Genomic DNA, 24587 nt, shown 5'->3' on the forward strand with positions numbered 1-24587 from the left:
CGGGCCGACGCCACGCGCGCCGGCCCGGGCGCGAAGGAGCACCATGGCCGCCGCCTTGAACCGATCGTCGCGCTCCGACCGCGACAGGCGTCCGTCGCCCGACGCCCTCCTGGCCGAGGCGCGGCGGGCGGACGGGCACGGGGATGCCCGCCGCGGCCGGCTCAAGATCTTCCTCGGCGCGGCGCCGGGCGTGGGCAAGACATACGAGATGCTCACGGCCGCCCGCGCCCGCCTGCGCGAGGGCCTCGACGTCGTCGCCGGCGTGATCGAGACCCACGGACGCGCCGAAACCCAGGCGCTGGTCGAGGGGCTGGAGCTGATCCCGCGCCGCCTGATCGACTACAAGGGCGGCAGCCTCGACGAGATGGACCTCGACGCGCTGATCGCCCGCCGCCCGGCGGTGGCGCTGGTCGACGAGCTCGCCCACACCAACGCGCCCGGCAGCCGCCACCCCAAGCGCCACCAGGACGTGGAGGAACTGCTCGCCGCCGGCATCGACGTCTATTCGACGCTGAACATCCAGCACGTCGAGAGCCTCAACGACGTCGTCGCGCAGATCACCCGCGTGCGCGTGCGCGAGACCGTGCCCGATTCCGTGCTCGACATGGCCGACGACATCGAAGTCATCGACATCGCGCCCGGCGACCTGCTGCGCCGGCTGCGCGAGGGCAAGATCTATCGGCCGGAGCACGCCGCACGCGCCCTGAACAGCTTCTTCACCGCGGGCAACCTCACGGCACTGCGCGAGCTGGCGCTGCGCCGCACCGCGCAGAGCGTCGACGACCAGCTCCTGAACCACATGCAGGCCCACGCCATCGCTGGGCCCTGGGCGGCGGGCGAGCGCGTCGTGGTCTGCATCAGCGAGGACCCGCGCTGCGCCGGCCTCGTGCGCTACGCCAAGCGCCTGGCCGACCGCCTGCGCGCGCCCTGGGTCGCGCTGGCCGTCGAGGGGCGGCGCAGCCTCCAGCTCACCGATGTCGAGCGCGACCGCGTGGCCGACACGCTGCGCCTGGCCGACCGGCTCGGCGGCGAGGCCGTCACGGTGCCGGCCGCGGGCGGGCGCGTCGCCGACGACGTCATCGCCTACGCGCGCGACAACAACGTCACCCACATCGTCACGGGCAAGTCCGAGCGCTCGAAGCTGTTCGAGCTCCTGCACGGCTCCGTGGTCCAGGACCTCGTGCGGCGGTCCGGCAACATCAGCGTGCACGTCATCGCCGGCGACGCCGCCGCGGACGGCGCGCCGGTGCCGAAGAAGACGGTCGGCGCCGCCGCCGAGCGGCGATCGTTCGACGCCCGCCCCTTCGTCGCCGCGGCGGTGGCGGTGGCCGTGGCGCTCGGCATCTCGGAGGTCGTGCAGCGCTTCTTCGCCGTGCAGACCGTGGAGGTGGTGTTCATCACCGCCGTCGTGGTGGTCGCGGTGCGCTACGGCCTGTTCCCGTCGCTGGCGGCCGTGGTGGCGGGCTCGCTCTGCTACAACTTCTTCTTTCTGCCGCCGATCTACACTTTCACCATCGCCGACCCGAGCAACATCGCGGCGCTGTTCTTCTTCACCGTCGTGGCCGTGCTGGTGTCGAACCTCGCGGCGCGGACCCGCTCCGAGGCCGTCATCGCCCGCGGGCGCGCCCGCTCCACCGAGGCCCTCTACGGCTTCAGCCGCAAGCTCGCGAGCTGCGGAAACCTCGACGACGTGCTCTGGGCCACGGTGTTCCAGATCGCCTCCATGCTGAAGGTGCGCGTCGTGATCCTGCTGCCCGAGGCCGGCGGGCTCGCGCTCCGCGCCGGCTACCCGCCCGAGGACCAGATCGACGAGGCCGACCTCGGCGCCGCCACCTGGTGCTTCGACAACGACAGGCCGGCCGGCCGCGGCGCCGACACGCTGCCCGGAGCCAGGCGGCTGTTCCTGCCCATGCACACGGGGCGCGGCTGCATCGGCGTCGTCGGCATCGACGGCGACGCGCCCGGCCCGCTGCTCACGCCGGAGCGGCGGCGCCTGCTCGACGCGCTCAGCGACCAGGGCGGGCTCGCGGTCGAGCGCGTGCGGCTCGTCGAGGACCTCGACCGCGCCAAGCTGCTCACCGAGACCGATCGCCTGCGACAGGCGCTGCTCACCTCCATCTCGCACGACCTGAGGACGCCCCTGGCCTCCGTGCTCGGCGCGGCCAGCACGCTGCGCGACCTCGACGACGCGCTCGACGCGGACGCCAAGGCCGAGCTGCTCGCCACCGTGATCGACGAGGCGGAGCGCCTGAACCGCTTCATCGCCAACCTGCTCGACATGACGCGGCTCGAAGCCGGCGCGGTCGCGCCGAACCTCGGCGAGCACGACGCGGGCGAGATCGTCGGCACCGCGCTCCGGCGGGCGGGCAAGATCCTCACCGCCCACCGCGTCGACGTCGAGGTCGCCCCCGACCTGCCGCCGCTCGACGTCGATGCCGTGCTGTTCGAACAGGCGCTGTTCAACCTGCTCGACAACGCCGCCAAATACGCCCCCGAGGGCACGGCGATCCGCGTTCAGACATGGGGCGAGGGCCGGCGCGTGCACGTCCAGGTGCTGGACGAGGGCGATGGCATACCGGAGGGGGACGTCGAGCGGATCTTCGACAAGTTCTACCGCGCCCGGAAGGGCGACCGCGTGCGGGCCGGCACCGGCCTCGGCCTCGCGATCGCCCGCGGCTTCGTGGAGGCGATGGGCGGCACCCTCGCGGCCTCGAACCGCACGGACCGCCGCGGCGCGGCCTTCACCCTCTCGTTCGAGGCGCCGGCCCGCGCCCGGCGCGCCGGCGCGGCCGCGTGACGCGCGGCCCCAACAGGATCGTCCCCCCGATGTCGTCCGTCCGCATCCTCGTCATCGACGACGAGCCGCCCATCCGGAAGCTGCTGCGCACCGGCCTGTCGACGCAGGGCTACCACGTGATCGAGGCCGCCGACGGCCGCGCGGCCCTCGAGGCGGTCGGGCGCGAGAAGGTCGACCTCGTCATCCTCGACCTCGGGCTGCCCGACATGAAGGGCCACGACCTGCTCCGCCTGATCCGCGAGCGCGACGACGCGCTGCCCGTGGTGGTCCTGTCGAGCCGCGACGACGAGACCGGCAAGGTGCAGGCCTTCGACCTCGGCGCCGACGACTACGTCACCAAGCCGTTCGGCATGAATGAGCTCCTGGCGCGCCTGCGCGCGGCCCTGCGCCACCGGCTGGCCGTGCAGGGGGAGCGGCCCGTGTTCCGCGTCGACGACCTGTCGGTCGACCTCGTGCGCCGGCACGTCAGGATGGCCGACCAGGAGGTCAAGCTGTCGCCCAAGGAATACGAGGTGCTGCGCCTGATGGTGCTCCACGCCGGCAAGGTGCTGACCCATGCCCACATCCTGCGCGAGGTGTGGGGCAACGCGAGCGACTCGCAATATCTCCGGGTCTACGTCAGGCAGCTCCGGCAGAAGCTGGAGCCCGAGCCGGAGCGGCCCCGCTACATCCTCACGGAGACCGGCGTGGGCTATCGCCTGCGGGCGCCGGATGAGGCGGAGGCGCGGCGATGAGCCCGAGCGCCGCCGAAGTCCATCCCCCTTCGAGGACTCCGATGACCATCGCCGACATGCTCGCGCCGGGGGACGTCCTCCTCGACCTGCGGGTGGCGGACAAGCGCCGCCTGATCGACGAGCTGGCGCGCCGCGCCGCCGCCTGGGCCGCGGTCGAGCCGGCCGTCCTCGCCGAGGCGCTCGGCGCGCGCGAAGCGCTCGGCTCCACCGGAATGGGTTCCGGGATCGCCATCCCGCACGCCCGGCTGCCGACGGTGGCGCGCCCGCGCGGGCTTTTCGCGCGCCTGCGCCCCGCCGTGGACTTCGACGCGGTCGACGGGGAGAGGGTCGATCTGGTGTTCCTGCTGCTGCTGCCCGCTCCGGCGCAGGCGGAGCACCTCAACGCCCTGGCGCTCGTGGCGCGCAAGCTCCGCGACGAGGAGGTCCGGGCGGAGCTGCGGCGGGTCCGAGCCGCGGATCAGCTCTTCGCCGTGCTGGCCCGCGACGGTTGGGGATGACCCTGCCCCGACGGCGCTGAGGCTGACTGGCAGGAGGCGATCGCCGGCCGTCGGCGTCGCGCCCTCCCGGCTCAGGCCGCGAACAGGCGCACGGGCCCGTCGGCGAAGCGCACCGCGCCCGGCAGGCCGTGGCTCTCGTCGCGGGCGTAGCGCAGGGCCTTGTCGCGGCTCGTGAAGATGCCGCCGCCGAGGCCGTGGATCTCCACCGCGAGCCAGTGGCCTTCCCCGTCCTGTCCGACGAGAAAGGCGACGCCGTCGCTCTGGCCCTTGGAGGAGATCCGTCGATCGACTTGCATGGAATCCAACATGGATTGCGTCAGCGCGGCCCGTCCTCGGCCGCCCCGCCAAGATGCCGGCTGCCGCGTCAAGGAGCGAGACGGGGCCGGGCCGTCCGGCATAAGGATCTCGTGGGTTTTCTCCCCCGCTGGCGGACTTCGGCGAGGCCGGCAGCGCGGTTGACATCGACGCCCGCGCGCTCGAATGGGGGCGGGCATTCTCGGCACGGAAGAGGGACACGGGCGGCACCATGAGCACAGCGGCGGACACGGCGGCGCTCCAGGCCATCATCGAGCGCGCCTTCGAGGACCGGGCGTCCATCACCCCGGGCACGAGCGGCGAGGTGCGCGACGCCGTCGACCGCGCCCTGTCGCTGCTCGACTCGGGCGAACTGCGCGTCGCCACCAAGACCGAGGGCGCCACAGGCCCCAACAGCTGGACCGTGCACCAGTGGCTGAAGAAGGCCGTGCTGCTGTCGTTCCGCCTGAACGACATGGCGCCCGTCTCCGGCGGCCCGGCCGGCTCCTCCTGGTACGACAAGGTGCCCTCGAAGTTCGAGGGCTGGGGCGAGAACCAGTGGCGCGCCGCCGGCTTCCGCGCCGTGCCGAACTGCGTCGTGCGGCGCTCGGCCTATATCGCGCCGGGCGCCATCCTGATGCCGTCCTTCGTCAACCTCGGCGCTTCGGTGGGGGCCGGCACGATGGTGGACACCTGGGTCACGGTCGGCTCCTGCGCGCAGATCGGCAGGAACGTGCACCTGTCGGGCGGCGTCGGCATCGGCGGCGTGCTGGAGCCGCTGCAGGCCAACCCCACCATCATCGAGGACGACTGCTTCATCGGCGCGCGCTCGGAAGTGGTCGAGGGCGTGGTGGTCGGCCAGGGCTCGGTCCTGTCGATGGGCGTCTTCATCTCGGCCTCGACCAAGATCGTCGACCGCGCCACCGGGAAGGTCCACGTGGGCTACGTGCCGCCCTATTCGGTGGTGGTGTCGGGCAACCTGCCGGGCAAGCCGTTCCCGGACGGCACGCCCGGCCCCTCGCTCTACTGCGCCGTGATCGTCAAGACCGTTGACGCGCAGACGCGCTCAAAGACCGCCATCAACGACCTCCTGCGCGACTGATCCCGCCTTGGCCGACGCGGGCTTCCGCTTCCTGTACCGCGAGGATCGCGGCCGCATCGACCGTGCCCTGTGGTGGCGGGCGACGCTGCCGCTCGCCGTCCTGGTCGGGCTCGCGACGGCGGGGTGGCTCGCCGTGCGGCCCTACGCGGTTCACGACCTCCGCAGCCAGCCCTTCATCGACGGCGCGACCGTGGGGGCCTACCTCTACCTCGCGCTCTACGCCTTTGGCCTGATCCTGGCCGCGGTCTGCTCCTACAACGTGTCGGCCAAGCGCTTCCGCGACCGCGGTCGCGCGGGCCGCTGGGCCGCGGTTCTGCCGCTCGCCGCCTTCCTCACCGGCGCGCTGGTGTGGTTCATCCCGCAGAGCTTCGGCGACGTCCCCGACTGGGCCGGCCGCGTCGCCGAGGTGGCGCTGCTGATCGTGGTGGCCTGGAACGTCGTCGACCTCGGCGTCGGGCCGACCGAGCCGCGGAACCGGAGGGTGCTGCCGTGATGACGACGCCCTCCGCCCTCGACGTCCTACAGGCGCTGCTGCGCTGCCCCTCCGTCACACCGGCCGCGGGCGGGGCGCTCGACATGATCCAGGGTCTGCTGGAGCCCGCCGGCTTCGCAGTGCACCGCGTCACCTTCTCGGAGCCCGGCACGCCGGACGTCGAGAACCTCTACGCCCGCATCGGCACGGGCGCGCCGCACCTCGTCTTCGCCGGGCACGTCGACGTGGTGCCGCCCGGCGACGCCGCAGCCTGGACGCACGCGCCCTTCTCGGGCGACGTCGCGGACGGCATGGTGTGGGGCCGCGGCGCCTGCGACATGAAGGGCGGGGTGGCGGCGGCCGTCGCGGCGGCTCTGGCCTGGGCAGCCCGCGGCGGGGCCGCCGCAGGCGGGTCGGTCTCGTTTCTGATCACCGGCGACGAGGAAGGGCCGGCCGTCAACGGCACCGCCAAGCTGCTCGACTGGGCGCGGGAGCGGGGCGAGCGTTTCGACGCCTGCGTGCTGGGCGAGCCGACGAACCCGGGCCGCATGGGCGAGATGATCAAGAACGGCCGCCGCGGCTCGCTGACGGGCGAGATCACGGTCGAGGGCCGCCAGGGCCACGTCGCCTATCCGCACCTCGCCGACAACCCGATCCCGCGGCTGATGCGGGCGCTCGCGGCGCTGACGTCCGCGCCGCTCGATGCCGGCACGGCGCATTTCGACCCCTCGAACCTTGAGATCGTGACGGTCGACACCGGCAACCCGTCGGCCAACGTCATCCCGGCGTCGTGCCGCGCCCGCTTCAACGTGCGCTTCAACGATCTGTGGACGCCCGAGTCGCTGTCGGACGAGATCCGCGCCCGCGTCGGCACGGCCGCGGTCGGCCCGCACCGCCTCGCCTTCGCGCCCTGCAACGCCCTGGCGTTCCTCACCGCGCCCGGCGCCTTCACGGCCCTGGTGGCCGCGGCCGTCGAGGCCGAGACGGGGGTGAAGCCGGCGCTGTCCACCACGGGCGGGACGTCGGACGCGCGCTTCATCGTCCGCGACTGCCCGGTGGTGGAGTTCGGGCTCGTCGGTCAGACCATGCACATGGTCGACGAGCGCGTGAGCGTCGCGGACGTCGCGGCGCTCGAACGCGTCTACGGCCGGGTGATCGCGGGCTTCCTCAGCGCTTGAAGCCGCCTTCCAGCGCGATCTCGGCAAGCGGCCTGCGCCCGCTCGGCATCTCGCGCGCCTGGAGCTTCTCGGGCAACGAGCCGGGGTCGCCGATGCGCCCGAGCGCGATGGCGCATTCGAGGCGATAGCCCTGCGGGACGTCGAGCTCCGCGAAGGCGCGCTCGAAATCGACGCCGACCATGCCGTGGGTGTACCAGCCGCGCATCTGCGCCTGGATGGCGAAGCTCATCCAGGCCGCGCCCGCGTCGAACGTGTGGGAGCGCGACGGCACGTCCTTGTCCTGCCCCGGCGGCCGCATCAGCGAGTTCGATGCGACGAAGACCAGCGCCGCGGCGTCCTTGGCCCAGCTCTGGTTGGCCGGCACCAGGAGGTCGAGCAGCTTGTCGAACGCCGGCGTGCCGCGGCGCCCGTAGACGAAGCGCGCCGGCTGCGAGTTGTAGGCCGAAGGTGCCCAGCGCGCCGCTTCGAGAAGGCCGAGCAGGTCCTCCTCCGATATCGCGTCGGCCGCGAAGGCGCGGGGCGACCATCTGTCGAGGAACACGGGCTCGATCGGATGCTCGGGCTGGCGGGGGGACAGGGTGCTCATGGCGGGGCCTCGACGATCGCCGGCGCGCCGCCGGCTTCCGCCCGCACTTGCCGTCCTTCGCGCCGTTTCGCAAGCTGGGCCGGCGCGGCGGCGGGGAGAGCGGACGATGGCGGGCGACGGCAGGGCGGCTTCGGCCTCGGGCGGGCTGACCCTCGACGATCTCAGCGTCGGCCAGCGCTTCGAGAGCGGCACCCACGCCCTCGACGAGGCGCAGATCGTCGCCTTCGCGGCCCAGTTCGACCCTCAACGCTTCCACCTCGACGCCGAGGCCGCGCGGGACACGCTGTTCGGCGGCCTCGCGGCGAGCGGCTGGCATACGGCGTCGATCACCATGCGGCTGCTGGTCGGCGGCGGCGCGCCCTTCGCGGGCGGGCTGATCGGCGCCGGCGGCGAGATCGCCTGGCCGCGGCCGACCCGGCCGGGCGACGTGCTGCAGGTGTTCAGCGTGGTTCAGGAGGTGACGCCGTCCCGCTTCAAACCCGAGCGCGGCTCCGTCACGCTGCTGAGCGAGACGCGCAACCAGCGCGGGGAGGTGGTGCAGACCTTGAAGGCCCGCCTGATCGTGCCCCGGCGGGGGCCTGCCGGCTGAGGAACCGCTCAGCCAGGGCCGCATTTTCGAGGTTACGTCCACAGGGGTTTGACCCGACCATGCGCTTCACGTCCTCAGCTTTCGTCGTCTGCGCGCTGCTCGGCGCGACGCCCGCCCTCGCGCAGGTCCTCCCCACGCCGCAGGATCCTGTCGCCCCGCTGATGCACGGCGCGCTCGTCTACCACGGCAACTATTGCGGCCCGGGCAACAAGGGCGTGCATCCCGCCCCCGTCGACGCCCTGGACGCGGCCTGCATGCGCCACGACGCCTGCGTGAAGGATTTCAAGATTCCGTCCTGCGGCTGCAACGCCCGCCTGGCTGAGGAGGCCGCCGCCGTGGCGGCCGACGCGAGCGCACCCGCTCAGGAGCGCGAAGCCGCGGACTTTACCGCCCGCGGCGCCCGGGCGCTCCCCTGCCAGTGATGGTGAGACGGGGCCCGCTGGATGCCCTCGGGACGCGGATCCCGGCGCCGCCCGGGCCCGTGAAGCGGCGCCGCGGCCTCACGATCGGCCGGGCGTCGTGTCAGGCTGCCCCGCCCGGCTCGCCGTCCGGCATCGGATGGGAGCGGTAGGCCTGTTCGATATAGGCGAGGTTGATCAGCGCGCTGCCGCGTTCGGGGTAGACGCCGACGTTCATGCGCGGCGTCGCTTCCAACTCCTCGATGACGAAGTTCAGAGCGGAGCGCAGGTCCGGAAAATCCCTCGTCTCGGCGTCCTTGCCGGCGTTGCCGACCTGCTCGCTCGACATCTCCGGGCTCCACCGCACCACCGCGGGCGAGTCCCACACCAGATCGGCCATCACGCGCTCCTCCTGTTCGACGGCATCGCAACGCGCGGCGGGACGAAACGGACGCGTCGGCGGTTTGAATCGGCTGGGAGCGGGCCGGATCGCCAGCCCTCCTTGGGCCACCTGCAGTCCCGTCAAGCGCAGGACCGTCAGGCCTTGGCGCGGAAGTCTTGATTCGAAACAGGACGCGTGCAAATGTCTCGATTGATTTAAGCCGAATGCCGTATTTGACTGCGAATCGAAACTCTGTCCATTCCTGCGCCGCCTGAGCGTCGATTGCTCCAGGATCTCCGCCAACGCTTGTCATCAGTGCGGCGTCAGCGCCGGCCATCGCATGAAGTGTCGATCATGCATTTGCTCCTTCGAACTTTGCAGTTTCAGGCCGTCCTCGCCGCTTCTGCCCTCGTCGCCATCGCCATACCGGTGATCTTCATCGGGGTTCGCGAGTCGACGAAGCACCAGAGGCGCAAGATCGTCGAAGACTTGAGTACGATCTTCGACAGGCAGGATGGAGTGGCAGCCATCCCTTCGTTCGAATTTGTGAAATATAAGTACAACCCGGACGAGAGAAGACAGGCACGATCGGGCGTCGATCATGATTTCAAAATCTTTCAATGGATTGTTGGTATTGCTCCACTGTGCCTATTCCTGTTTGCTATGAACACCTTCAGTTTGACCGTCGTACTGCACGCAGCATTCAAAGTAAGTTTCCGTGGCATCTCGCCTTGGCTGGAGCACGATGGTCGACTGCCGCTGTTCGCCTGGGTTGTTCTCTCGTCATTCGCCGGTGGGCTGTTGTTCACCATGCGGGCCTTCAAGCAGGCGGTCAATAACTTCGACATGAGCCCGCTCTCGCTGGTGGGTGCCATCGTCAACTTGACGTTCGGACCGGCGGTCGCTTTACTGCTTGTCTTCTCGATCCTCAAGGTACCGGATGCCTTCGGCAGAGACTCGGGCACAGCCCTATTCCCGTTGGTGCTGGTCACGGCCTTTGCGGCCGGGTACTACCCAGAGGTGGCTATACGCCAGCTTATGAGGCTCTCCCGCCTGCGCGGCTACAAAAAATTCGATGCAACTCTGTACAACGAATTTAAAGCGATTCCAGTCGACGTGATCGACGGTATCGACGCTGAGATTCGCGCTCGGCTGAGCGACTATCACATCGACTCCGTCCAGAATCTCGCCACCGCGAATCCACTGATGCTGTTCGTTGAGACGCCGTATGGCGTCTATGAGATCATGGATTGGGTTGCGCAGGCACAGCTTTGCTCCTCAGTCGGCCCACAGGCCTTGCTTCAGCTCTGGAATTTGGGCATCCGCACCATCTTCGACCTGGAGCGCGTTGCCCTCGATCCGCGGTGTCGCGACGACACGCTGACGGGGCAGATCGGCGATATTCTCTGGTCGTCGGAAGACTATGCGAATGCGCGTCAGGCGAAATACACCTCCGATCATTCACCTCATCCGCCTCTGCAGGCGATCGAGGCTAACATCCGCATGCGGATCGCAAACCCTCACGCTTTGAGACTCAGGCAGATCTTCAATCAGGTCAGCTATAGCCTCGGCGACGATGCCCGCCGTCTGCCATCCGTCGGTCGACCCTCACGGCGACGTTTCCCCATTCGCCGGCGTCCGTTGTTGGCACGTCGGGCCGGCCGCGCCACGGCGGCGGCGATAAGCTTCTTGACCCTGTGGATTCCGACGCCCTGACCCATCGACGCGAGTGGCCTCACCTCACCGTGCCAGCACGAGGCGTCCGCGGTCGATCCTGACCGTCGACAGGCGCGACAGGAAGCTCATGCCGAGCAGCGTCTGGCCGAGCTGCCCCCGGCCGCTGACCAGCGCCGCCACGTCGCGCAGCTCGATGCCGCCGAGGCGCACCGAAGCGAGCTGCACCTTGGCGACACGGGCGCTGCCGTTGGCTGTGTTGACCGCATACCGGTAGTCGGAGGGCGCCGGGTGGACGCCGACCCGGTCCGCGTCCTCGGCGCTGAGACACACGAAAGTCGCACCCGTGTCGACCAGGACGGGCAGGCGCTGCCCGTCGATCTCGACGGTGGTCTGGAACTGGCCCAGGCGGTCGGCGCCGATCCATTCCTCGCCGAAGGGCGACGCCGCCGCCACGGCGGGAGCGGCCTGAGCGAGCTGTGCGAGGCGGGGCGGAGGGGGATCGGGCGCCCGCGCGCCGATGGCCTCGCGAGCGGCGTCCCAGAGCGCGATGCGGCGGCCGGCATCGAGGCTCGACAGCTGGTGCCCGGCCAGCAGCGCCACCACGGCGCAGCCGACCGCTCCCTTCACGACACCCATGCCGAACCCCCTCCGCCCGCGGGGCCGAGCTTCGCCTCCGGCGGGCTACCGTGCCGTTGACGGGCGGGGCCTATCCGCGGACGCGGTGAGCGGGACGTTGACCGGATCCGTCGAAAGCGGGACGATCCGGCGACCTTAAACGGCTGAGCGGGCCAGCAGCGCGTCGACCGCGGCGGCGTCGGGGATCGAGGGTTGGGCGCCCGCCGTCGTGCAGGCCAGCGAGCCCGCCGCCGTCCCGCGCCGCATCGCCTCGCCGAAGGGCAGGCCGGCGTCGAGCGCCGCCGCGAAGAACCCGACGAAGCTGTCGCCCGCCGCCGTGGTGTCCACCGCGAGGACGCGCGGGCAGGGCGCGCGGTGCTCCGCGCCGCCCTCCCAGCCGACCGCGCCCTCGGCGCCCAGCGTCACCACGGTCGCGCCGACGCCGAACCGCGTCCGCAGGTGCGCGGCGAGGCCCGCATGGTCGTCCGGCAGGCCGAGGAAGCCGGCGAGGTCGGCAGCCTCGTGCTCGTTGACCACCATGACGTCGACCAGCGCCAGGAAGCCGTCCGGCACGCGGCCGGAGGGCGCGAGGTTGAGCACCGTCCGCAGCCCGCGGGCGCGCGCCGCGCGGGCCGCCGCTTCGCCTTCGCGGTCGGGCACCTCGCGCTGGAGCAGCAGCAGGCCGCCGTTCGCCGGCAGGGCGTCGAGCTGCGCGGCCTGCGCTTCGGCGTTGGCGCCGGCCGCCACCGTGATGGCGTTGGCGCCGTCCGCGTCGACCGCGATGAAGGCCGCGCCCGTCGGCGCGTCCACCGCGGCGACCCCGGCGAGATCGACGCCGGCTTGGCGGAGCAGCGCCAGCGCGGGTTCGGCGAAGCCGTCGCGCCCCACGGCACCGACCAGGACGGTCTCGGCTCCGGCACGGCGGGCCGCCAGCGCCTGGTTGGCGCCCTTTCCGCCCGGGATGGCGCGGTAGGAGCCGCCCATCACCGTCTCGCCCGGCGCGGCGATGCGCTCAACCGCCGTGACGAGGTCGATGTTGACCGAGCCGAAGACGGCGATCATCGCTCGTCGTCCCCGCCCCGCTCCCGGCCACCCTCGCGGCCGTCGTCCCGCGGCAGGCCGCGGGCCTCGCCGTCCGGGTCCGCGAAGCCGCGGATGGCGTCCGTGAGGGCGCGGGCGCGCCGGCCCACCTCGTCCGGCGTCACGCCGGGCTTATAAAGCGACGAGCCGATGCCGAAGCCCTGCACGGGGCCACCGCGCCAGTCCTTCAGGCTGTCGGCCGACACGCCGCCGACGACCAGCAGGCGCGTCTTCTTCGGCAGCACCGCCGCCATGGCCTTGGCGACGTTCGGCGTCACGAGCTCGCCCGGGAACAGCTTCACCGCGTGGGCGCCGCATTTCAGCGCCGCGAAGGCTTCGGACGGCGTGAGGCAGCCCGGCAGCGACACCATCCCGCGGGCGCGGGTGCGGCGGATCACGGCGGCGTCGCAGTTCGGCGACACGACGATCTGGCCGCCGGCCTCGAACACGGCGTCGACCTGCTCGGGCTCCAGCACCGTGCCGGCTCCGACGCTGGCGCGGTTGCCCACGGCGCGGGCGAGGCGCGAGATGCTGTCGAGCGGCTCGGGCGAGTTCAGCGGCACTTCGAGGATGGTGATGCCGGCCGCCACGAGGGCCTCCCCGACCGCAACGGCCTCGCGCGGCTGGATGCCGCGCAGGATGGCGACGATCGGCATGGCGCCGAAGCAGTCCTCGAAATGCGCCTCGAAGCGCGACGGTTCGGGCATGGTCTCAGCTCCTCGCGGCCATGATGGTCTTCAGGCCGGCCAGCGTGACGGCGGGCGTGTCGTAGTCCTGCACGGCGAGGCCGCGCTCCGCCAGCGCGGCGCGATAGATCGAGCGCTGCGGCTCGCCCGCGACGAGATGCACGATCTTTGGCCGGCCGAACAGGTCGAGCGCGCCGGCGATCTCGGCCTCCACGATCAGCCGCGACAGGAACGGGCGCACGCCGCGCGGCGCGAGGTCGCCGCCGAGCACCCGCGCGCGCGCCTGGAACAGCGCCCGCGTCAGCCCGCCGGGCGGGCGCGCGGCCTCGGCCGCCAGGGCCGCGCCGGCGGGATCGTCGTGCGGCTCCTCGGCCAGCCGGCCCACGAAGGAGGCCGAGACGGCGGCGAAGAGCTCGCCGGTGACGAAGGTGGCGAAGCGGCTGATGCGGCCGTCCCGCATCTCGATCCACTTGCCGTGGGTGCCGGGCAGGCTGAGGAGCCCGTCGCGCACGCCCGTGCCGAGCGCCTGTGTCTCCTCGCCGCGCATCACGTCGTAGCTGCCGTCCGGCCAGCAACACTCGACGCCGGGCACGATCCTGACGCTCCGCCCCGCGTCCGGCACGGCGCAGAGGCACGCCGCGATCTCGTCCGCGCCGGCGGGGCAGGGCGCGTATGGCGCCTCCACCCAGCCGTTGCGGCTCCCCACCATGCCGGCCATCAGCACGGGGATGTCGGGATGGGCGTCGAACCAGGGCCGGCAGGCGGCGTCGAGCGCGGCGGGATAGCCGCCCGCCGCCACGGACTGCACGCCCGAATCGGCCTGCGCGGTCGCCGCGACGGCGCCGTCCGGGCCGACCAGGCTGGCGCGCAGGCGGGTGGTGCCCCAGTCGACGGCGATGAAGGCGGCCGGGCTCATCGCGCTACACCCACCCGCCGTCGACCACGTAGTGCTGGCCCGTGCAGGCCGAGGCGTCGTCGGAGGCCAGGAACAGCGCGAAGCGCGCGATCTCGTCGGGCATGACGTGCCGCTTCAGGCACTGCTTGCCCATCAGCTCGGCCTCGTAGGCGGGCGTCAGCCACTTGTCCTTCTGGCGCTGCGTCAGAACCGCGCCGGGCGCGATGGCGTTCACCCGGACATTGTGGGGGCCGTAGTCGCGCGCCAGCGAGCGCGTGAAGCCGAGCACCGCCGACTTCGCCATGGAGTAGACCGCCATGCCGCCCTGGCCCGCCATCCAGGACGCCGAGCCGAAGTTCACGATCGAACCGCCGCCCCGCGCCACCATGTCGGGCAGCACCGCCTGGGCGGCGAAGAACTGGTGGCGCAGGTTCACGGCGATGCGCTCGTCGAACACCTCCGGCGTCACGTCGGCCGCCGCGTGGCGCTCGTCGTGGGCGGCGTTGTTGATCAGCACCGCGACCGGGCCGAAGGCGTCGCGCACCGCGGCGACGCCGCGCTTCAGGGCGTCGATGTCGCGCAGGTCGCAGTGCACGAAGCGGGCCGCGTGGCCGGCCGCGCGGAGTTCCGATTCGAGCGCCCCCGACGGCTCGGCCGCGATGTCGAGGAAGCCCACGCGGGCGCCCTGCGCCGTGAAGGCGGCCGTGATCGCGGCCCCGATGCCGCTGCCTCCGCCGGTCACCAGGACGGTCCGGCCGTCGAGGCTCGGATAGGTTGCGCTGCCCCCCGCCATTCGGCGTCTCTCCCGCGATGCATTCTTGTCGGACGAATGGGAGAGTAGCGGCAAGGCCGCCGCGGGGAAAGGGGAGCCGGCCGGGCCGATCGCCGGCGGCCGTGGATGGCGGCGACCCGATGTCGTCGTCGGCGTCCGCGCGGGCGCCGTCGCCGCGGTCTCAGGCGAAGAGCCCGGCCCCGCCGTGGCCGGCGAGCGCCGCGGCGTCGGGCCGGTCGATGGCCGGCTGTCCGAAGAAGGCGTCCCAGAGCGCCGCGACTTCGGCCGGCGCGACGCCGTCGAGGATGGCGACGAGGCGCGTGCCGCGCTCCCCGCCGGGCCAGCGGTCGAGCCGCGAGGCGGGGTGGAGGAGGTGGCCGATGGCCTGGATCACGGCGGGTTGGTCGGGGTCCTGGCGCAGCGACGCGAGGCCCTTGAGCCGCAGGAGCGCGGCGCCGTGCCGCCGCTGCAGCTCCGCCACGAAGGCACCGAGCGCGGCGGCGTCGACCGTGCCGCCCGTCAGCACGGCCGATCGGATGCGCGCGTCGGCGGCGTGGTGATGGTGGTGCCCGGCCGCCGCGGGCGGGCGCGGGACAGGGCCGGGCTCGAACAGCGCGAGGCGGGGCGGCTCCTCGCGCGCGTCCGCGACCGGAGCCGCGGGGTTGAGGCCGGCCAGGCGCGCCGAGAGCCCCTCGATCGCATGTGGGGCGAGGTCCGACTTGGTGATCAGGATGCGGTCGGCCACGGCGACCTGCCGGCGCGCCTCGTCGTGCCGGTCGAGCACCGCCCCGCCGTCGACGGCCGACACCAGCGTCAGCACGCCGCCCGACGCTGCGGTGCCGGCCAGGACCGGTCCGAGCAGCAGCGCGTTCAGCACGGGGCCGGGGTCGGCGAGGCCCGTGGTCTCGATCACGATGCGCGCGAAGCCCAGGGTTTCGCGCCGCGCCAGCAGGCTCTCGACGGCGGCCAGCAGGTCGCCGCGCGCGGCACAGCACAGGCAGCCCGTGGTCAGTGTCAGCATGTCGCCGTCCACCGCTTCGACGAGCAGGTGGTCGATGCCGATCTCGCCGAACTCGTTGACGATCACGGCCGTGCCGGCGAAGGCCGGGTCGGCGAGGAGGCGGTTCAGCAGCGTCGTCTTGCCGGCCCCGAGGAAGCCCGTCAGCACGCCGACGGGCACGGGCCCGGTCACCGGGACGCGGTCTTCTTCTTGGAAGGCTTGGCGGCCGCCTTTGTGGCCTTCGCGGGCGCTTTCGCAGCAGCCTTGCTCGGCTTGACGACCGGCTTGGCCTTCGCGGCGGGCCGGGCCGGCGCCTTGTCCCGCTTCGCGGCCACGAGGCCGTGTCCGCGGCCCTTCACCACCTTGTTGGCGGCCGCCAGCGCCGCGGGCGCGGCCGCGCCGGCGAGCGCCAGCGGGGCGACGACGGCCGCCGCGTCGGCCGGGGCCTGCGCCAGGGCGGCGGGCACGGTCGCGGCCGGCACCGGGGCATCGGCCTTCGCCGTGGCGGCGGGGCCGGGCTGCGCTTCCTCGATCGAGCCGACGGGCGCGATGTTGGTGCCGGGCGTCGCGCCGATGAAGACGCGCACCGGCGTGAAGGCGTCGCGCGGATGCATCAGCGCGGCGAGGCCGGTCGCGGGCGCGCCGGCGTCCGTCGGCGCGATGGCGGCGTCCTCGGCCTCGGCCTCCTGGATGGCGGCGTGGCGGCCGGGGCCGCACATCTGCACGTGCATGTCGGGCGGCGCCACGATGTCGCTCGGGCCGAGGTCGGCGACGTTGCCGAGCCCCTGGCCCGGGTTGGCGAAGTATTTCTCGAACAGCGCCACGGAGCGCAGGTTACGCTGGTTGGTGGAGGGCGCCCCCATGATGACGACCAGCAGGCGGCGGTCGCCGCGCGTGGCGCTCTCCACCACGTTGTAGCCGCCCGCGCAGGTGTAGCCGGTCTTCATGCCGTCGACGCCGTCGTAGCGCCCGAGCAGGCCGTTGTGGTTGGGGATCAGCTTGCCGCCGAACTGCAGCGTGCCGATGTTGAACAGGTCGTGCTCTTCGGGGAACTGCGTGATCAGCGCGCGGGCGATCATCGCCATGTCGCGGGCCGACGACCAGTGGTTCGGGTCGTGGAGGCCGTTGGGATTGGCGAAGTGCGATTCGTGCAGGCCGATCCTGGCCGCGTAGCTGTTCATCTCGTCCGCGAAGGCCGGGACGGAACCCGAGATGCCCTCGGCGATGGTCACGGCGATGTCGTTGGGCGACTTCACCATCAGCATCTTCAGCGCGTTGTCGAGCGTCACCAGAGTGCCGGGGCGGAAGCCCATCTTGGACGGAATCATGCTGGCCGCGTAGGCCGACACGCGGAGCGGCGTGTCGAGGCTGATCTTGCCCTCCCGGACCTTGCTGAGCGCCACGTAGACGGTCATCAGCTTGGTGGTGGAGGCGGGGAACCAGGGGGCGGTCGCCATGTCCTTGTAGAGGACCTCGCCGCTGTTCGCGTCGACCACGATCGTGGGATTGGCGCGGGCCGGGCCCAGCGACGCGACGCCGAGCGCCAGGACCGACAGGAGCGACCGCCGGATCGCTGGTTTGAACATCATCGAGGGACTTTCCGAACGGGCGCGGCGGGGATGCCAGGCTCCCCGCTCTTTCGACCTCACGCAGGTTTAACCTTGCCCCCGCACCTTGCAAAGATGTGTTTCCGCACCTGTCCGCGGGAGGCCACAGCGCGCGAGCGCGTCGTGGCGAAGCTGCGGCGGCGGGCGGGCGGTTCCGCGTCGGCCCGGCTCAGGCGATGCGGGTCCGCAGCGCCGGCAGCGCGCCGACGCGGCCTTCGAGCACGTCCCCGCGCCCGACCGCGCCGACCCCTTCGGGCGTGCCGGTGAAGATCAGGTCGCCGGGCTCGAGCCGCACGAGGCCCGACAGGTAGCTGATGGTCTCGGCCACCGACCAGATCATGTTGGCCACGTCGGAGGACTGGCGGACGGTGCCGTTGACCCTCAGCTCCAGCGCCGCATTCGCCATGCTGCCCGCCCGCTCGGCGGGGACGAGGTCGCCGATGGGGGCCGACAGGTCGAAGCCCTTGCTCATGTCCCAGGGTCGCCCGGCCTTCTTGGCCAGCCCCTGCATGTCGCGCCGCGTCATGTCGAGGCCGACCGCGTAGCCCCACACGCAGGCGGGCGCGTCCATCTCGGCGATGTCGACGCCGCCGCGCCCGAGCGCGACCACGAGCTCCAGCTCGAAGTGGAGATCGCCGGTCGCGGGCGGGTAGGGCATGTCGGCGCCGCCCGTCAGCAGGGCGTCGGCGGGCTTGGTGAAGAAGAACGGGGCCTCGCGGCTCGGATCGTGGCCCATCTCGCGGGCGTGTTCGGCGTAGTTGCGGCCGACGCAGAAGATGCGCCGCACGGGGAAGGAGCCGCCGCCCGAGACGGGCACGGCGACGATGCGGGGCGGCGCGATGACGTAGTCGGACATGGGGAGGCTCCACGGGGCTCCGGACGGTCTACCCGACGGATGCATGCAGCGCCATCACCTCCGAGGGATCTGCCGCTCACTCCTCCGGTTCGGTGGTGAACTGGAGCGGGAAGCCGCGCGACCGGCCGAGGTCCGTGGCGCGGTCCGCCTTGGTCTCGGCGACGTCGCGCGGGTAGACGGCGATCACGCAGGAGCCCTTGCGGTGCGCCGTGAGCATCACGGCATTGGCCTTCGACTCGCCCATCTTGAACTCTGCCTTCAGCACCATGACGACGAACTCGCGCGGCGTGTAGTCGTCGTTGATGAGGATGACCTTGTAGAGCTTGGGGCGCTCCAGCTTGGTCGTCGTCGCGGGGCGCGTGTCGAATGTCGTGTCGGGCATGGCGCCGTCCGCCTATCGGGGAATGGTGGCGAACGCGCGGCGCCGCTGCCCTGTTGCGTCCAGGCCGCCCGGCCGCGCCGGGACACGGCTCCTGATCGCGGCCGTTCACCCTCCGCCGCAGCACGGAGGGGGACGACATGACGCCGAAGGACATCGCCCGCGGCCTCGCCTGGTTCGGCATCGGGCTCGGGGTGGCCGAACTCCTGGCTCCGCGCCGCGTCGCGCAGGCGGCCGGCCTCGAAGGGCACGAGGCGCTGGTCGCGCTCTTCGGCGCGCGCGAGATCGCCGCCGGCGCCTTCATGCTGGCGTCGCCCCACCCGCAGGACCGGCTCTGGCTGCGCGTGGTCGGCGACGCGCTCGACGGGGCGCTGCTGGCCTCCCGCCTCGGCCCGTCGAACCCCCACGCGGCCCGCGCGCTCGCCGCGACGCTCGCGGTCGCGCCGGTGGTGCTGCTCGACGTGGCCTACGCCCGCTGCCCCTGACGCCTCCGGGCGATCGGTGCTCGCCGCGGCGGGGCGGCGCGCCTATAAGCCGTGCCGGGTGACGGCGGGGGTGAGGCGCATGCGGATCGATCTCGGGGGCAAGCGCGCCCTGGTGCTGGGGGCGAGCGGCGGCCTCGGCGGCGCCATCGCGGCCGGGCTCGCGGCGGCCGGCGCGCGCGTGGCCGTGTCGTCCCGCTCGGCCGAGAGACTCGCCGCGGCCTTCCCGGACGACGCGACATACCCGAAGCTCGCCGCCGACCTCGCGGCGCCGGGCGTCGGCCGCGACCTCGCCGCCCGCGCGCTCGACGCGCTCGGCGGCGTCGACATCCTGGTCAACAACTCCGGCGGGCCGCCGCCCACCACGGCGCTCGGCGCCACGGACGAGCAGTGGCGCGCGCAGTTCGACGCCATGGTGATGAGCCTCGTCGACCTGACCGGCGCTCTGGTGCCCGGCATGCGCGAGCGGCGCTGGGGGCGGATCGTCACCGTCGCGTCCTCGGGTGTGGTGGCGCCGATCCCCAACCTCGCCCTGTCGAACGCGCTGCGCTCGGCGCTGCTCGGATGGTCGAAGACGCTGGCGGCCGAGGTCGCGGCCGACGGCGTGACGGTCAACATGGTGCTGCCCGGCCGCATCGCGACCCCGCGCGTCGCGGCGCTCGACCGCGCCAACGCCGAGCGCAGCGCCCGCAGCGTGGAGGAGGTCGCAAAGGCCGCGCTCGCCGCGATCCCGGCCGCGCGCTACGGCACGCCGGAGGAGTTCGCGGCCGCGGCGGTGTTCCTCGCGAGCCCGCAGGCCTCCTACGTGACCGGCACGACGCTGCGCGTCGACGGCGGCGCGCTGCGCAACGTGTGACGCCGGCAGGCGGAACATCGCCGCACATGAGGTGAAATCCCATGCCCTTCGTCAGCGTCACGCGCCTGCGCCTGCGCTCCCCCCGGTTCCTGCCCGGCTTCATGTGGCACAACACGCGCACCCTGGCGCAGGTGAAGGCGGCGGCGGGCTTCCGCGGCGGCTCGCTGCTGGCCGACCGGGGCTGGGCCTTTTGGACCCTGACGGCCTGGGACAGCCTCGAGGCCATGCGGGCCTACATGACGACGGGCCCGCACCGGGCCGCCATGCCTCGTTTCGTCGACTGGTGCGACGAGGGCTCCGTCGTCCACTGGGAGCAGGAGGGTGACGCGCTGCCGGCCTGGGCGGAGGCGAATCGCCGCATGCGGAGCGAGGGCCGCCCCTCCAAGCTGCGCCACCCCGGCCCACACCACGCCGACCTCAGCTTCAGACCCGCCCGCACGACGATCACCGGCCCGCTGCGCCCGAAGCGGGCCGGCTGAAGCGTCGGAGACAAGCCGCTTGACGCCGCCTTCGACCGGCGTATATCTGAAGACGTGTTCATATGTGGTGATCGAGATTGGTCGAGGACGAGGTCGCTGCCCTGGCTGAAACTTTCAGGCTGCTCGGCGATCCGAACAGGCTTCGAATCGTGCTGAGCTGCCTCGACGGTCCGGTCGGCGTCGGAGCCCTCGCCGAGAAGGTGGGGCTCAGCCAGTCGCTCGTGTCCCACCATCTCCGCCTGCTGCGGGCCACGCGCCTGCTGAAGGCGGGAAAGGCGGGGCGACAGGTGTTCTACTCGCTCCCGGACTGCCACGTCCGGGACATGCTGACCAACCTCATCGACCACGTGTCCGAACCGCATGACCACGGGACTGAGACGGAGAACGACGATGACGGACGTGACGATGGTGAAGTGCGCCTGCGCTGATTGCGTGTGCGTCGTGAAGACCGACGGCGCGGTGGAGAAGGAAGGCCGCTTCTATTGCAGCGCCGAATGCGCCGACCACCACAAGGACGGCTCGGGCTGCCACCACGCGGGCTGCACCTGCCACGGCTGAACCGGCCGGAACCGACATGATCGAGAGGCGCCCGGCCCGGCCGGGCGCCTCTTTTCGCGTGCCCCCGTCTGAGCCGGAGCCTTCCAGCCTTGATCGTCCGCGACAAGCCGAGCGCCTGGCAGCTCCTGTTCGTGATGCGGGGGTCGATCGTCCCCACCATCGCGCCGCGCCTCGCCTTCGTGACGGTCCTGTCGGTGATCGTGGTGGCCCTGCAGGGCGCCGGGCTGGTCCACCTGCACGACCTCGCGGCGCTGCCCTTCTCGGTGATCGGCATCGCGCTGTCGATCTTCGCGGGCTTCCGCAACTCGGCCTGCTACGACCGCTGGTGGGAAGGCCGCAAGGTGTTCGGCCAGTTGCTCGTCGACGTGCGCAGCCTGGCGCGCCAGCAGATCGCCTATCTCGGCGCGGGCGACGCCGCCGCGGCGCGGCGCGGCGCCTTCCGCGCGGTCGCCATGGCCCACCTCCTGCGCGACTACATGCGCGGGCTGCGGCCCGGCGCCGACGCCCTCGCGGCCCTCGCCGAGGGTGACGCTTCCGCGGTCGCCGCGGCGCGCAACCCCTGCAACATGCTGCTCGCGCTGATCAGCCGGGACGCCGCGCTCGCCGTGGCCTCCGGCGTTCTCACGCCCCAGGCGCTGTGGACGGTCGAGGAGCGGGTCGTTTCGCTGTCCGCCGTGGTGGCGGCGGCCGAGCGCATCAACAACGTGCCGGTGCCCTACACCTACTCGCTGATCCTGCACCGCACGGCCTACCTGTTCTGCCTGCTGCTGCCCTTCGGGCTCGCCGCACCGGCCGGCCTCTGGACGCCGCTGATCGTGCTCGTGGTGTCCTACACGTTCTTCGGCCTCGACGCCCTCGGCGACGAGTTGGAGCGCCCCTTCAGCACGATGCAGAACGGCCTGCCGATCGACGCCATGGCGCGCGGCATGGAGATCGACGTGCGCGAGATGCTCGGCGACCCGGCGCTGCCCGAGCCGCTGCGTCCCGTCGACTTCGTCCTGACCTGATTGCCGGCTCGGTGAAGAGCAAATCTTCATCGAGAGAGCAAAAGTTCAGTTGGGCGTAAAAACGGCATTCGAGCGTCGGACGCTTGGTCATCTGTCCGTAAAGCTGCAGAAAAGCGCCCACGCTGCTTGCCAAGCCCGGCGCAATGTGGTGAAACCTTGCCACCGAGCCGACGTTGCCTCGGCCCCGGATGCGCTGCCCGACGCGGGTGCGGGCGCTCCCGGACAAAAAAAAGACCGCCCCGAGAGGCGGCCCGAGTCTAGGGAGGAAACGCCCAAGAAGGGCATGCAACGCGAACGTTGCCAGGACGGTATGCCATGCATCGCCGGTCGTCGCAAGCTCAATACGGGCTGGCGTGCGATCGGCCGCACGTCGTGGTCAAGAGATCGTCAACGGCGGCGCGGAAGGGGAGCCATGGCGGACGGAGGTGCGGAACCGGCGGCCGTGGGGCCGGCCCTCGTCCCGTCGCTGCGGGGGCGGCGCGTGCTGCTGATCGTCGGCGGCGGCATCGCGGCCTACAAGGCGCTCGACCTGGTGCGCCGCCTGCGCGAGCGCGGCGCCGCGGTGCGGGCCGTGATGACGGCCTCGGCCAGGAGCTTCGTCACGCCGCTCGCGGTCGCGAGCCTGACGGGCGAACGCGTCCACGACGAGCTGTTCTCGCTGACCGACGAGGCGGAGATGGGCCACATCGAGCTGTCGCGCAGCGCCGACCTCGTGCTGGTCGCGCCCGCCACCGCCAACCTCATGGCCAAGATGGCCAACGGGCTCGCCGACGACCTCGCATCCACGCTGCTGCTCGCCACGGACAAGCGCGTGCTCATGGCACCCTCCATGAACGTCCGCATGTGGCTCCACCCGGCCACGCGCCGCAACCTCGCCCGGCTCGAAGCCGACGGGGTGATCACGGTCGGTCCGGACGAGGGCGCGATGGCCTGCGGAGAGTTCGGCCCCGGCCGCATGGCGGAGCCGCTCGCCATCGTGGCCGCGGCGGCCCGCGCCCTGGCGGCCGACACGCGCATCCCGCTGCCGTCCGCCGTTCCGCCCGCACTGCAGGGGCGGCGCGTGGTGGTGACCTCCGGCCCGACCCACGAGCCGATGGACCCGGTGCGCTACATCGCCAACCGCTCGTCCGGCCGGCAGGGCCACGCCCTCGCGGCCGCCGCGGCGGCGGCCGGCGCCGAGGTGGTGCTGGTGTCCGGGCCCGTGTCGATCCCCGACCCGCCCGGCGTCGCCGTGGTCCGCGTCGAGACGGCCCGCGAGATGGCCGAGGCCGTCGAGGGCGCCCTGCCGGCCGACCTGTTCGTCGCCGCCGCCGCGGTCGCCGATTGGCGCCCCGCCGAGGCCGCGATCCTCAAGATCAAGAAGCGCGACGGCGCGCCCGACCCCGAGCTCCAGTTCACCCGCAACCCCGACATCCTGGCCGGCGTTGCGCGCCGGACCGTCGGCCGGCCGCGCCTCGTGGTCGGCTTCGCGGCCGAGACGGACCGCCTCCACGACAACGCGGCCGAGAAGCTCGAGCGCAAGGGCTGCGACCTCATCGTCGCCAACGACGTCGGTGCGGGCTCGGACGTGATGGGCGGGGCCGACAACGAGGTCCACCTCGTGACCCGCGATGGCGTCGAGCGCTGGCCGCGCTTCGGCAAGGACGAGGTGGCGCGCCGCCTCGTCGCCCGCTTCGCCGCCCTGCTGGATGCGCGGCCGTGAGCGTGCCGGTGCGCGTCCTCCGCCTGCCGCACGCGGTGGGCCTCGACCTGCCGGCCTACCGCACGGCGGGCGCGGCCGGCCTCGACCTCCTGGCGGCGTTCGCGCCGGGGCGATCGATCGTGCTGGAGCCCGGCGCCCGCGACCTCGTGCCGACGGGCCTCGTCCTCGCGCTCCCGGAGGGCTACGAGGCGCAGGTGCGCCCGCGCTCAGGCCTCGCGCTGCGGCACGGCGTGACGGTGCTGAACAGCCCCGGCACGGTCGACGCCGACTATCGCGGCGAGGTGGGCGTGGTGCTGGTCAACCTCGGCTCCGAGCCCTTCCGGATCGAGCGCGGCACCCGCATCGCGCAGCTCGTGCTGGCCCGCGTCGAGCGCCTCGCGTGGGTCGAGGGACCGCTCGACGAGACTGCGCGCGGCGTGGGCGGCTTCGGCTCGACCGGCCACGCGCCGGAGGTCGTGCCGGGATGAACCTGCTGCCCGAGCGCAGCCTGCTGGCGGTGGCGACCGTGGTGGACATCGCGCTCAACGCCCGCGTGGCGCCCGTCTCCGCGAGGGCGCTGTCGGCGCGACACGGGCTGATGCCCCGCCACCTCGAAACGCTGCTGCAGGAGCTGGTGCGGGCCGGCATCCTCAGGGGCACGCGGGGCCCGCGCGGCGGTTATGCGCTCGCGCGGGAGCGGCGGCGCATCAGCGTCGGCGAGATCCTGCGCGCCGCAGCCCGGGTCGGGGAGGCGGACACCAAGCCGCGGCCGCGCCCGTCCTTCGTCGACGCCGTCGTGGCCCCGGCGCTGCGGCCCGCGGGCGACGCCTTCGTGGCCGCGCTCGACGGCACCACGGTCGCGGACCTCTGCGCGCGGGCGGAAGCCGAGGGCGTCGCGGGCGACGCTGGGGTCGACTTCGCGATCTGA

General features: G+C 72.5%; 30 protein-coding genes. 18 read left to right on the forward strand and 12 right to left on the reverse strand.

Annotation, left to right across the window (positions count from 1 at the left end; translation table 11 throughout):
* The first annotated feature begins 43 nt into the window (after positions 1-43).
* The 3 genes from L7N97_RS25380 to L7N97_RS25390 are packed head-to-tail and all read left to right on the forward strand — an operon-like array spanning position 44 to position 4028.
* Entirely contained in the window at positions 44-2797 is a 2754-nt protein-coding gene (locus tag L7N97_RS25380) for a sensor histidine kinase (RefSeq protein ID WP_237481137.1), read from the forward strand.
* Between the two features lie 29 nt (positions 2798-2826).
* Positions 2827-3531: a response regulator gene (locus L7N97_RS25385; protein WP_237481138.1), complete on the forward strand. Its 705-nt coding sequence runs from the start codon at positions 2827-2829 to the stop codon at positions 3529-3531.
* Between the two features lie 41 nt (positions 3532-3572).
* Positions 3573-4028, forward strand: a complete 456-nt coding sequence (locus L7N97_RS25390) for a PTS sugar transporter subunit IIA (protein ID WP_237481140.1) — start codon at positions 3573-3575, stop codon at positions 4026-4028.
* Between the two features lie 71 nt (positions 4029-4099).
* Here L7N97_RS25390 and L7N97_RS25395 read toward each other — a convergent pair whose 3' ends face one another.
* A complete protein-coding gene (locus tag L7N97_RS25395) occupies positions 4100-4324 on the reverse strand; it encodes a hypothetical protein (protein WP_237481142.1) in 225 nt (74 codons plus the stop codon).
* 230 nt (positions 4325-4554) lie between these two features.
* Here L7N97_RS25395 and dapD point away from each other — a divergent pair, with 230 nt between their 5' ends.
* The 3 genes from dapD to dapE are packed head-to-tail and all read left to right on the forward strand — an operon-like array spanning position 4555 to position 7074.
* Complete coding sequence (gene dapD, locus L7N97_RS25400; protein WP_237481143.1) at positions 4555-5424, forward strand: 2,3,4,5-tetrahydropyridine-2,6-dicarboxylate N-succinyltransferase; 870 nt, start codon at positions 4555-4557, stop codon at positions 5422-5424.
* Between the two features lie 7 nt (positions 5425-5431).
* Positions 5432-5917 carry a DUF805 domain-containing protein gene (locus tag L7N97_RS25405; protein ID WP_237481145.1) on the forward strand — a complete coding sequence of 162 codons (486 nt, stop codon included), beginning with the start codon at positions 5432-5434 and terminating at the stop codon, positions 5915-5917.
* Positions 5917-7074 carry a succinyl-diaminopimelate desuccinylase gene (dapE, locus tag L7N97_RS25410; RefSeq protein WP_237481147.1) on the forward strand — a complete coding sequence of 386 codons (1158 nt, stop codon included), beginning with the start codon at positions 5917-5919 and terminating at the stop codon, positions 7072-7074. The genes L7N97_RS25405 and dapE overlap by 1 nt, the downstream gene beginning before the upstream one ends.
* On the opposite strand, the gene L7N97_RS25415 is transcribed toward dapE, so the two are convergent.
* Positions 7064-7660, reverse strand: a complete 597-nt coding sequence (locus tag L7N97_RS25415) for a nitroreductase family protein (protein ID WP_237481149.1) — start codon at positions 7658-7660, stop codon at positions 7064-7066. The genes dapE and L7N97_RS25415 overlap by 11 nt on opposite strands.
* Before the next feature lie 106 nt (positions 7661-7766).
* Between L7N97_RS25415 and L7N97_RS25420 the strand changes: the two genes are divergently transcribed.
* Together L7N97_RS25420 and L7N97_RS25425 are read left to right on the forward strand one after the other, a co-directional pair.
* Complete coding sequence (locus tag L7N97_RS25420; RefSeq protein WP_237481151.1) at positions 7767-8249, forward strand: MaoC family dehydratase; 483 nt, start codon at positions 7767-7769, stop codon at positions 8247-8249.
* Between the two features lie 59 nt (positions 8250-8308).
* Positions 8309-8671 (forward strand): phospholipase A2 family protein, encoded by a 363-nt coding sequence (locus tag L7N97_RS25425; RefSeq protein WP_237481153.1) that lies wholly within the window; start codon positions 8309-8311, stop codon positions 8669-8671.
* Positions 8672-8771: 100 nt separating this feature from the next.
* On the opposite strand, the gene L7N97_RS25430 is transcribed toward L7N97_RS25425, so the two are convergent.
* Complete coding sequence (locus L7N97_RS25430) at positions 8772-9332, reverse strand: hypothetical protein (RefSeq protein WP_237481155.1); 561 nt, start codon at positions 9330-9332, stop codon at positions 8772-8774.
* 51 nt (positions 9333-9383) lie between these two features.
* On the opposite strand from L7N97_RS25430, the gene L7N97_RS25435 reads away from it, so the two are divergent.
* Positions 9384-10745, forward strand: coding sequence for a hypothetical protein (locus tag L7N97_RS25435; protein WP_237481156.1), 1362 nt, complete (start codon positions 9384-9386; stop codon positions 10743-10745).
* A gap of 24 nt (positions 10746-10769) precedes the next feature.
* Here L7N97_RS25435 and L7N97_RS25440 read toward each other — a convergent pair whose 3' ends face one another.
* From L7N97_RS25440 to clpS, 9 genes are all read right to left on the reverse strand, one after another.
* Entirely contained in the window at positions 10770-11342 is a 573-nt protein-coding gene (locus L7N97_RS25440; RefSeq protein ID WP_237481157.1) for a retropepsin-like aspartic protease family protein, read from the reverse strand.
* A 135-nt stretch (positions 11343-11477) separates the two neighbouring features.
* Complete coding sequence (locus L7N97_RS25445) at positions 11478-12383, reverse strand: ribokinase (protein WP_237481159.1); 906 nt, start codon at positions 12381-12383, stop codon at positions 11478-11480.
* Positions 12380-13108, reverse strand: coding sequence for a 2-dehydro-3-deoxy-6-phosphogalactonate aldolase (locus L7N97_RS25450; RefSeq protein ID WP_237481161.1), 729 nt, complete (start codon positions 13106-13108; stop codon positions 12380-12382). Before L7N97_RS25450 ends, L7N97_RS25445 begins: the two co-directional genes overlap by 4 nt.
* Before the next feature lie 4 nt (positions 13109-13112).
* Positions 13113-14003: a 2-dehydro-3-deoxygalactonokinase gene (locus tag L7N97_RS25455; protein WP_237481163.1), complete on the reverse strand. Its 891-nt coding sequence runs from the start codon at positions 14001-14003 to the stop codon at positions 13113-13115.
* A 4-nt stretch (positions 14004-14007) separates the two neighbouring features.
* Positions 14008-14775, reverse strand: coding sequence for an SDR family NAD(P)-dependent oxidoreductase (locus L7N97_RS25460; RefSeq protein ID WP_237481165.1), 768 nt, complete (start codon positions 14773-14775; stop codon positions 14008-14010).
* Between the two features lie 160 nt (positions 14776-14935).
* Positions 14936-15946, reverse strand: coding sequence for a CobW family GTP-binding protein (locus tag L7N97_RS25465; RefSeq protein ID WP_237481167.1), 1011 nt, complete (start codon positions 15944-15946; stop codon positions 14936-14938).
* Positions 15943-17343, reverse strand: a complete 1401-nt coding sequence (locus tag L7N97_RS25470; protein ID WP_237481168.1) for a D-alanyl-D-alanine carboxypeptidase family protein — start codon at positions 17341-17343, stop codon at positions 15943-15945. Before L7N97_RS25470 ends, L7N97_RS25465 begins: the two co-directional genes overlap by 4 nt.
* 187 nt (positions 17344-17530) lie before the next feature.
* A complete protein-coding gene (locus L7N97_RS25475; RefSeq protein WP_237481170.1) occupies positions 17531-18217 on the reverse strand; it encodes a fumarylacetoacetate hydrolase family protein in 687 nt (228 codons plus the stop codon).
* Positions 18218-18293: 76 nt separating this feature from the next.
* Positions 18294-18599 carry an ATP-dependent Clp protease adapter ClpS gene (clpS, locus tag L7N97_RS25480; protein ID WP_237481172.1) on the reverse strand — a complete coding sequence of 102 codons (306 nt, stop codon included), beginning with the start codon at positions 18597-18599 and terminating at the stop codon, positions 18294-18296.
* Positions 18600-18736: 137 nt separating this feature from the next.
* Between clpS and L7N97_RS25485 the strand changes: the two genes are divergently transcribed.
* The 9 genes from L7N97_RS25485 (at position 18737) to L7N97_RS25525 (ending at position 24587) form a co-directional block, all read left to right on the forward strand.
* Entirely contained in the window at positions 18737-19081 is a 345-nt protein-coding gene (locus L7N97_RS25485; RefSeq protein ID WP_237481174.1) for a hypothetical protein, read from the forward strand.
* Between the two features lie 79 nt (positions 19082-19160).
* Positions 19161-19934 carry an SDR family oxidoreductase gene (locus L7N97_RS25490; protein WP_237481176.1) on the forward strand — a complete coding sequence of 258 codons (774 nt, stop codon included), beginning with the start codon at positions 19161-19163 and terminating at the stop codon, positions 19932-19934.
* Positions 19935-19975: 41 nt separating this feature from the next.
* Complete coding sequence (locus L7N97_RS25495; protein ID WP_237481177.1) at positions 19976-20413, forward strand: DUF3291 domain-containing protein; 438 nt, start codon at positions 19976-19978, stop codon at positions 20411-20413.
* Positions 20414-20490: 77 nt separating this feature from the next.
* On the forward strand, positions 20491-20841 hold the full coding sequence (locus L7N97_RS25500; protein ID WP_237481179.1) for an ArsR/SmtB family transcription factor: 351 nt from the start codon (positions 20491-20493) through the stop codon (positions 20839-20841).
* Positions 20804-20971: a metallothionein gene (locus L7N97_RS25505; RefSeq protein ID WP_237481181.1), complete on the forward strand. Its 168-nt coding sequence runs from the start codon at positions 20804-20806 to the stop codon at positions 20969-20971. Before L7N97_RS25500 ends, L7N97_RS25505 begins: the two co-directional genes overlap by 38 nt.
* An 89-nt stretch (positions 20972-21060) precedes the next feature.
* Entirely contained in the window at positions 21061-21978 is a 918-nt protein-coding gene (locus L7N97_RS25510; protein ID WP_237481183.1) for a bestrophin family protein, read from the forward strand.
* Between the two features lie 412 nt (positions 21979-22390).
* Positions 22391-23680 carry a bifunctional phosphopantothenoylcysteine decarboxylase/phosphopantothenate--cysteine ligase CoaBC gene (gene coaBC, locus L7N97_RS25515; protein WP_237481185.1) on the forward strand — a complete coding sequence of 430 codons (1290 nt, stop codon included), beginning with the start codon at positions 22391-22393 and terminating at the stop codon, positions 23678-23680.
* Positions 23677-24147: a dUTP diphosphatase gene (gene dut, locus L7N97_RS25520; RefSeq protein ID WP_237481187.1), complete on the forward strand. Its 471-nt coding sequence runs from the start codon at positions 23677-23679 to the stop codon at positions 24145-24147. Before coaBC ends, dut begins: the two co-directional genes overlap by 4 nt.
* A complete protein-coding gene (locus tag L7N97_RS25525; RefSeq protein WP_237481189.1) occupies positions 24144-24587 on the forward strand; it encodes an RrF2 family transcriptional regulator in 444 nt (147 codons plus the stop codon). Before dut ends, L7N97_RS25525 begins: the two co-directional genes overlap by 4 nt.

It is taken from the genome of Lichenibacterium dinghuense, from assembly GCF_021730615.1.
Classification (GTDB): Bacteria; Pseudomonadota; Alphaproteobacteria; order Rhizobiales; family Beijerinckiaceae; genus Lichenihabitans; species Lichenihabitans dinghuensis.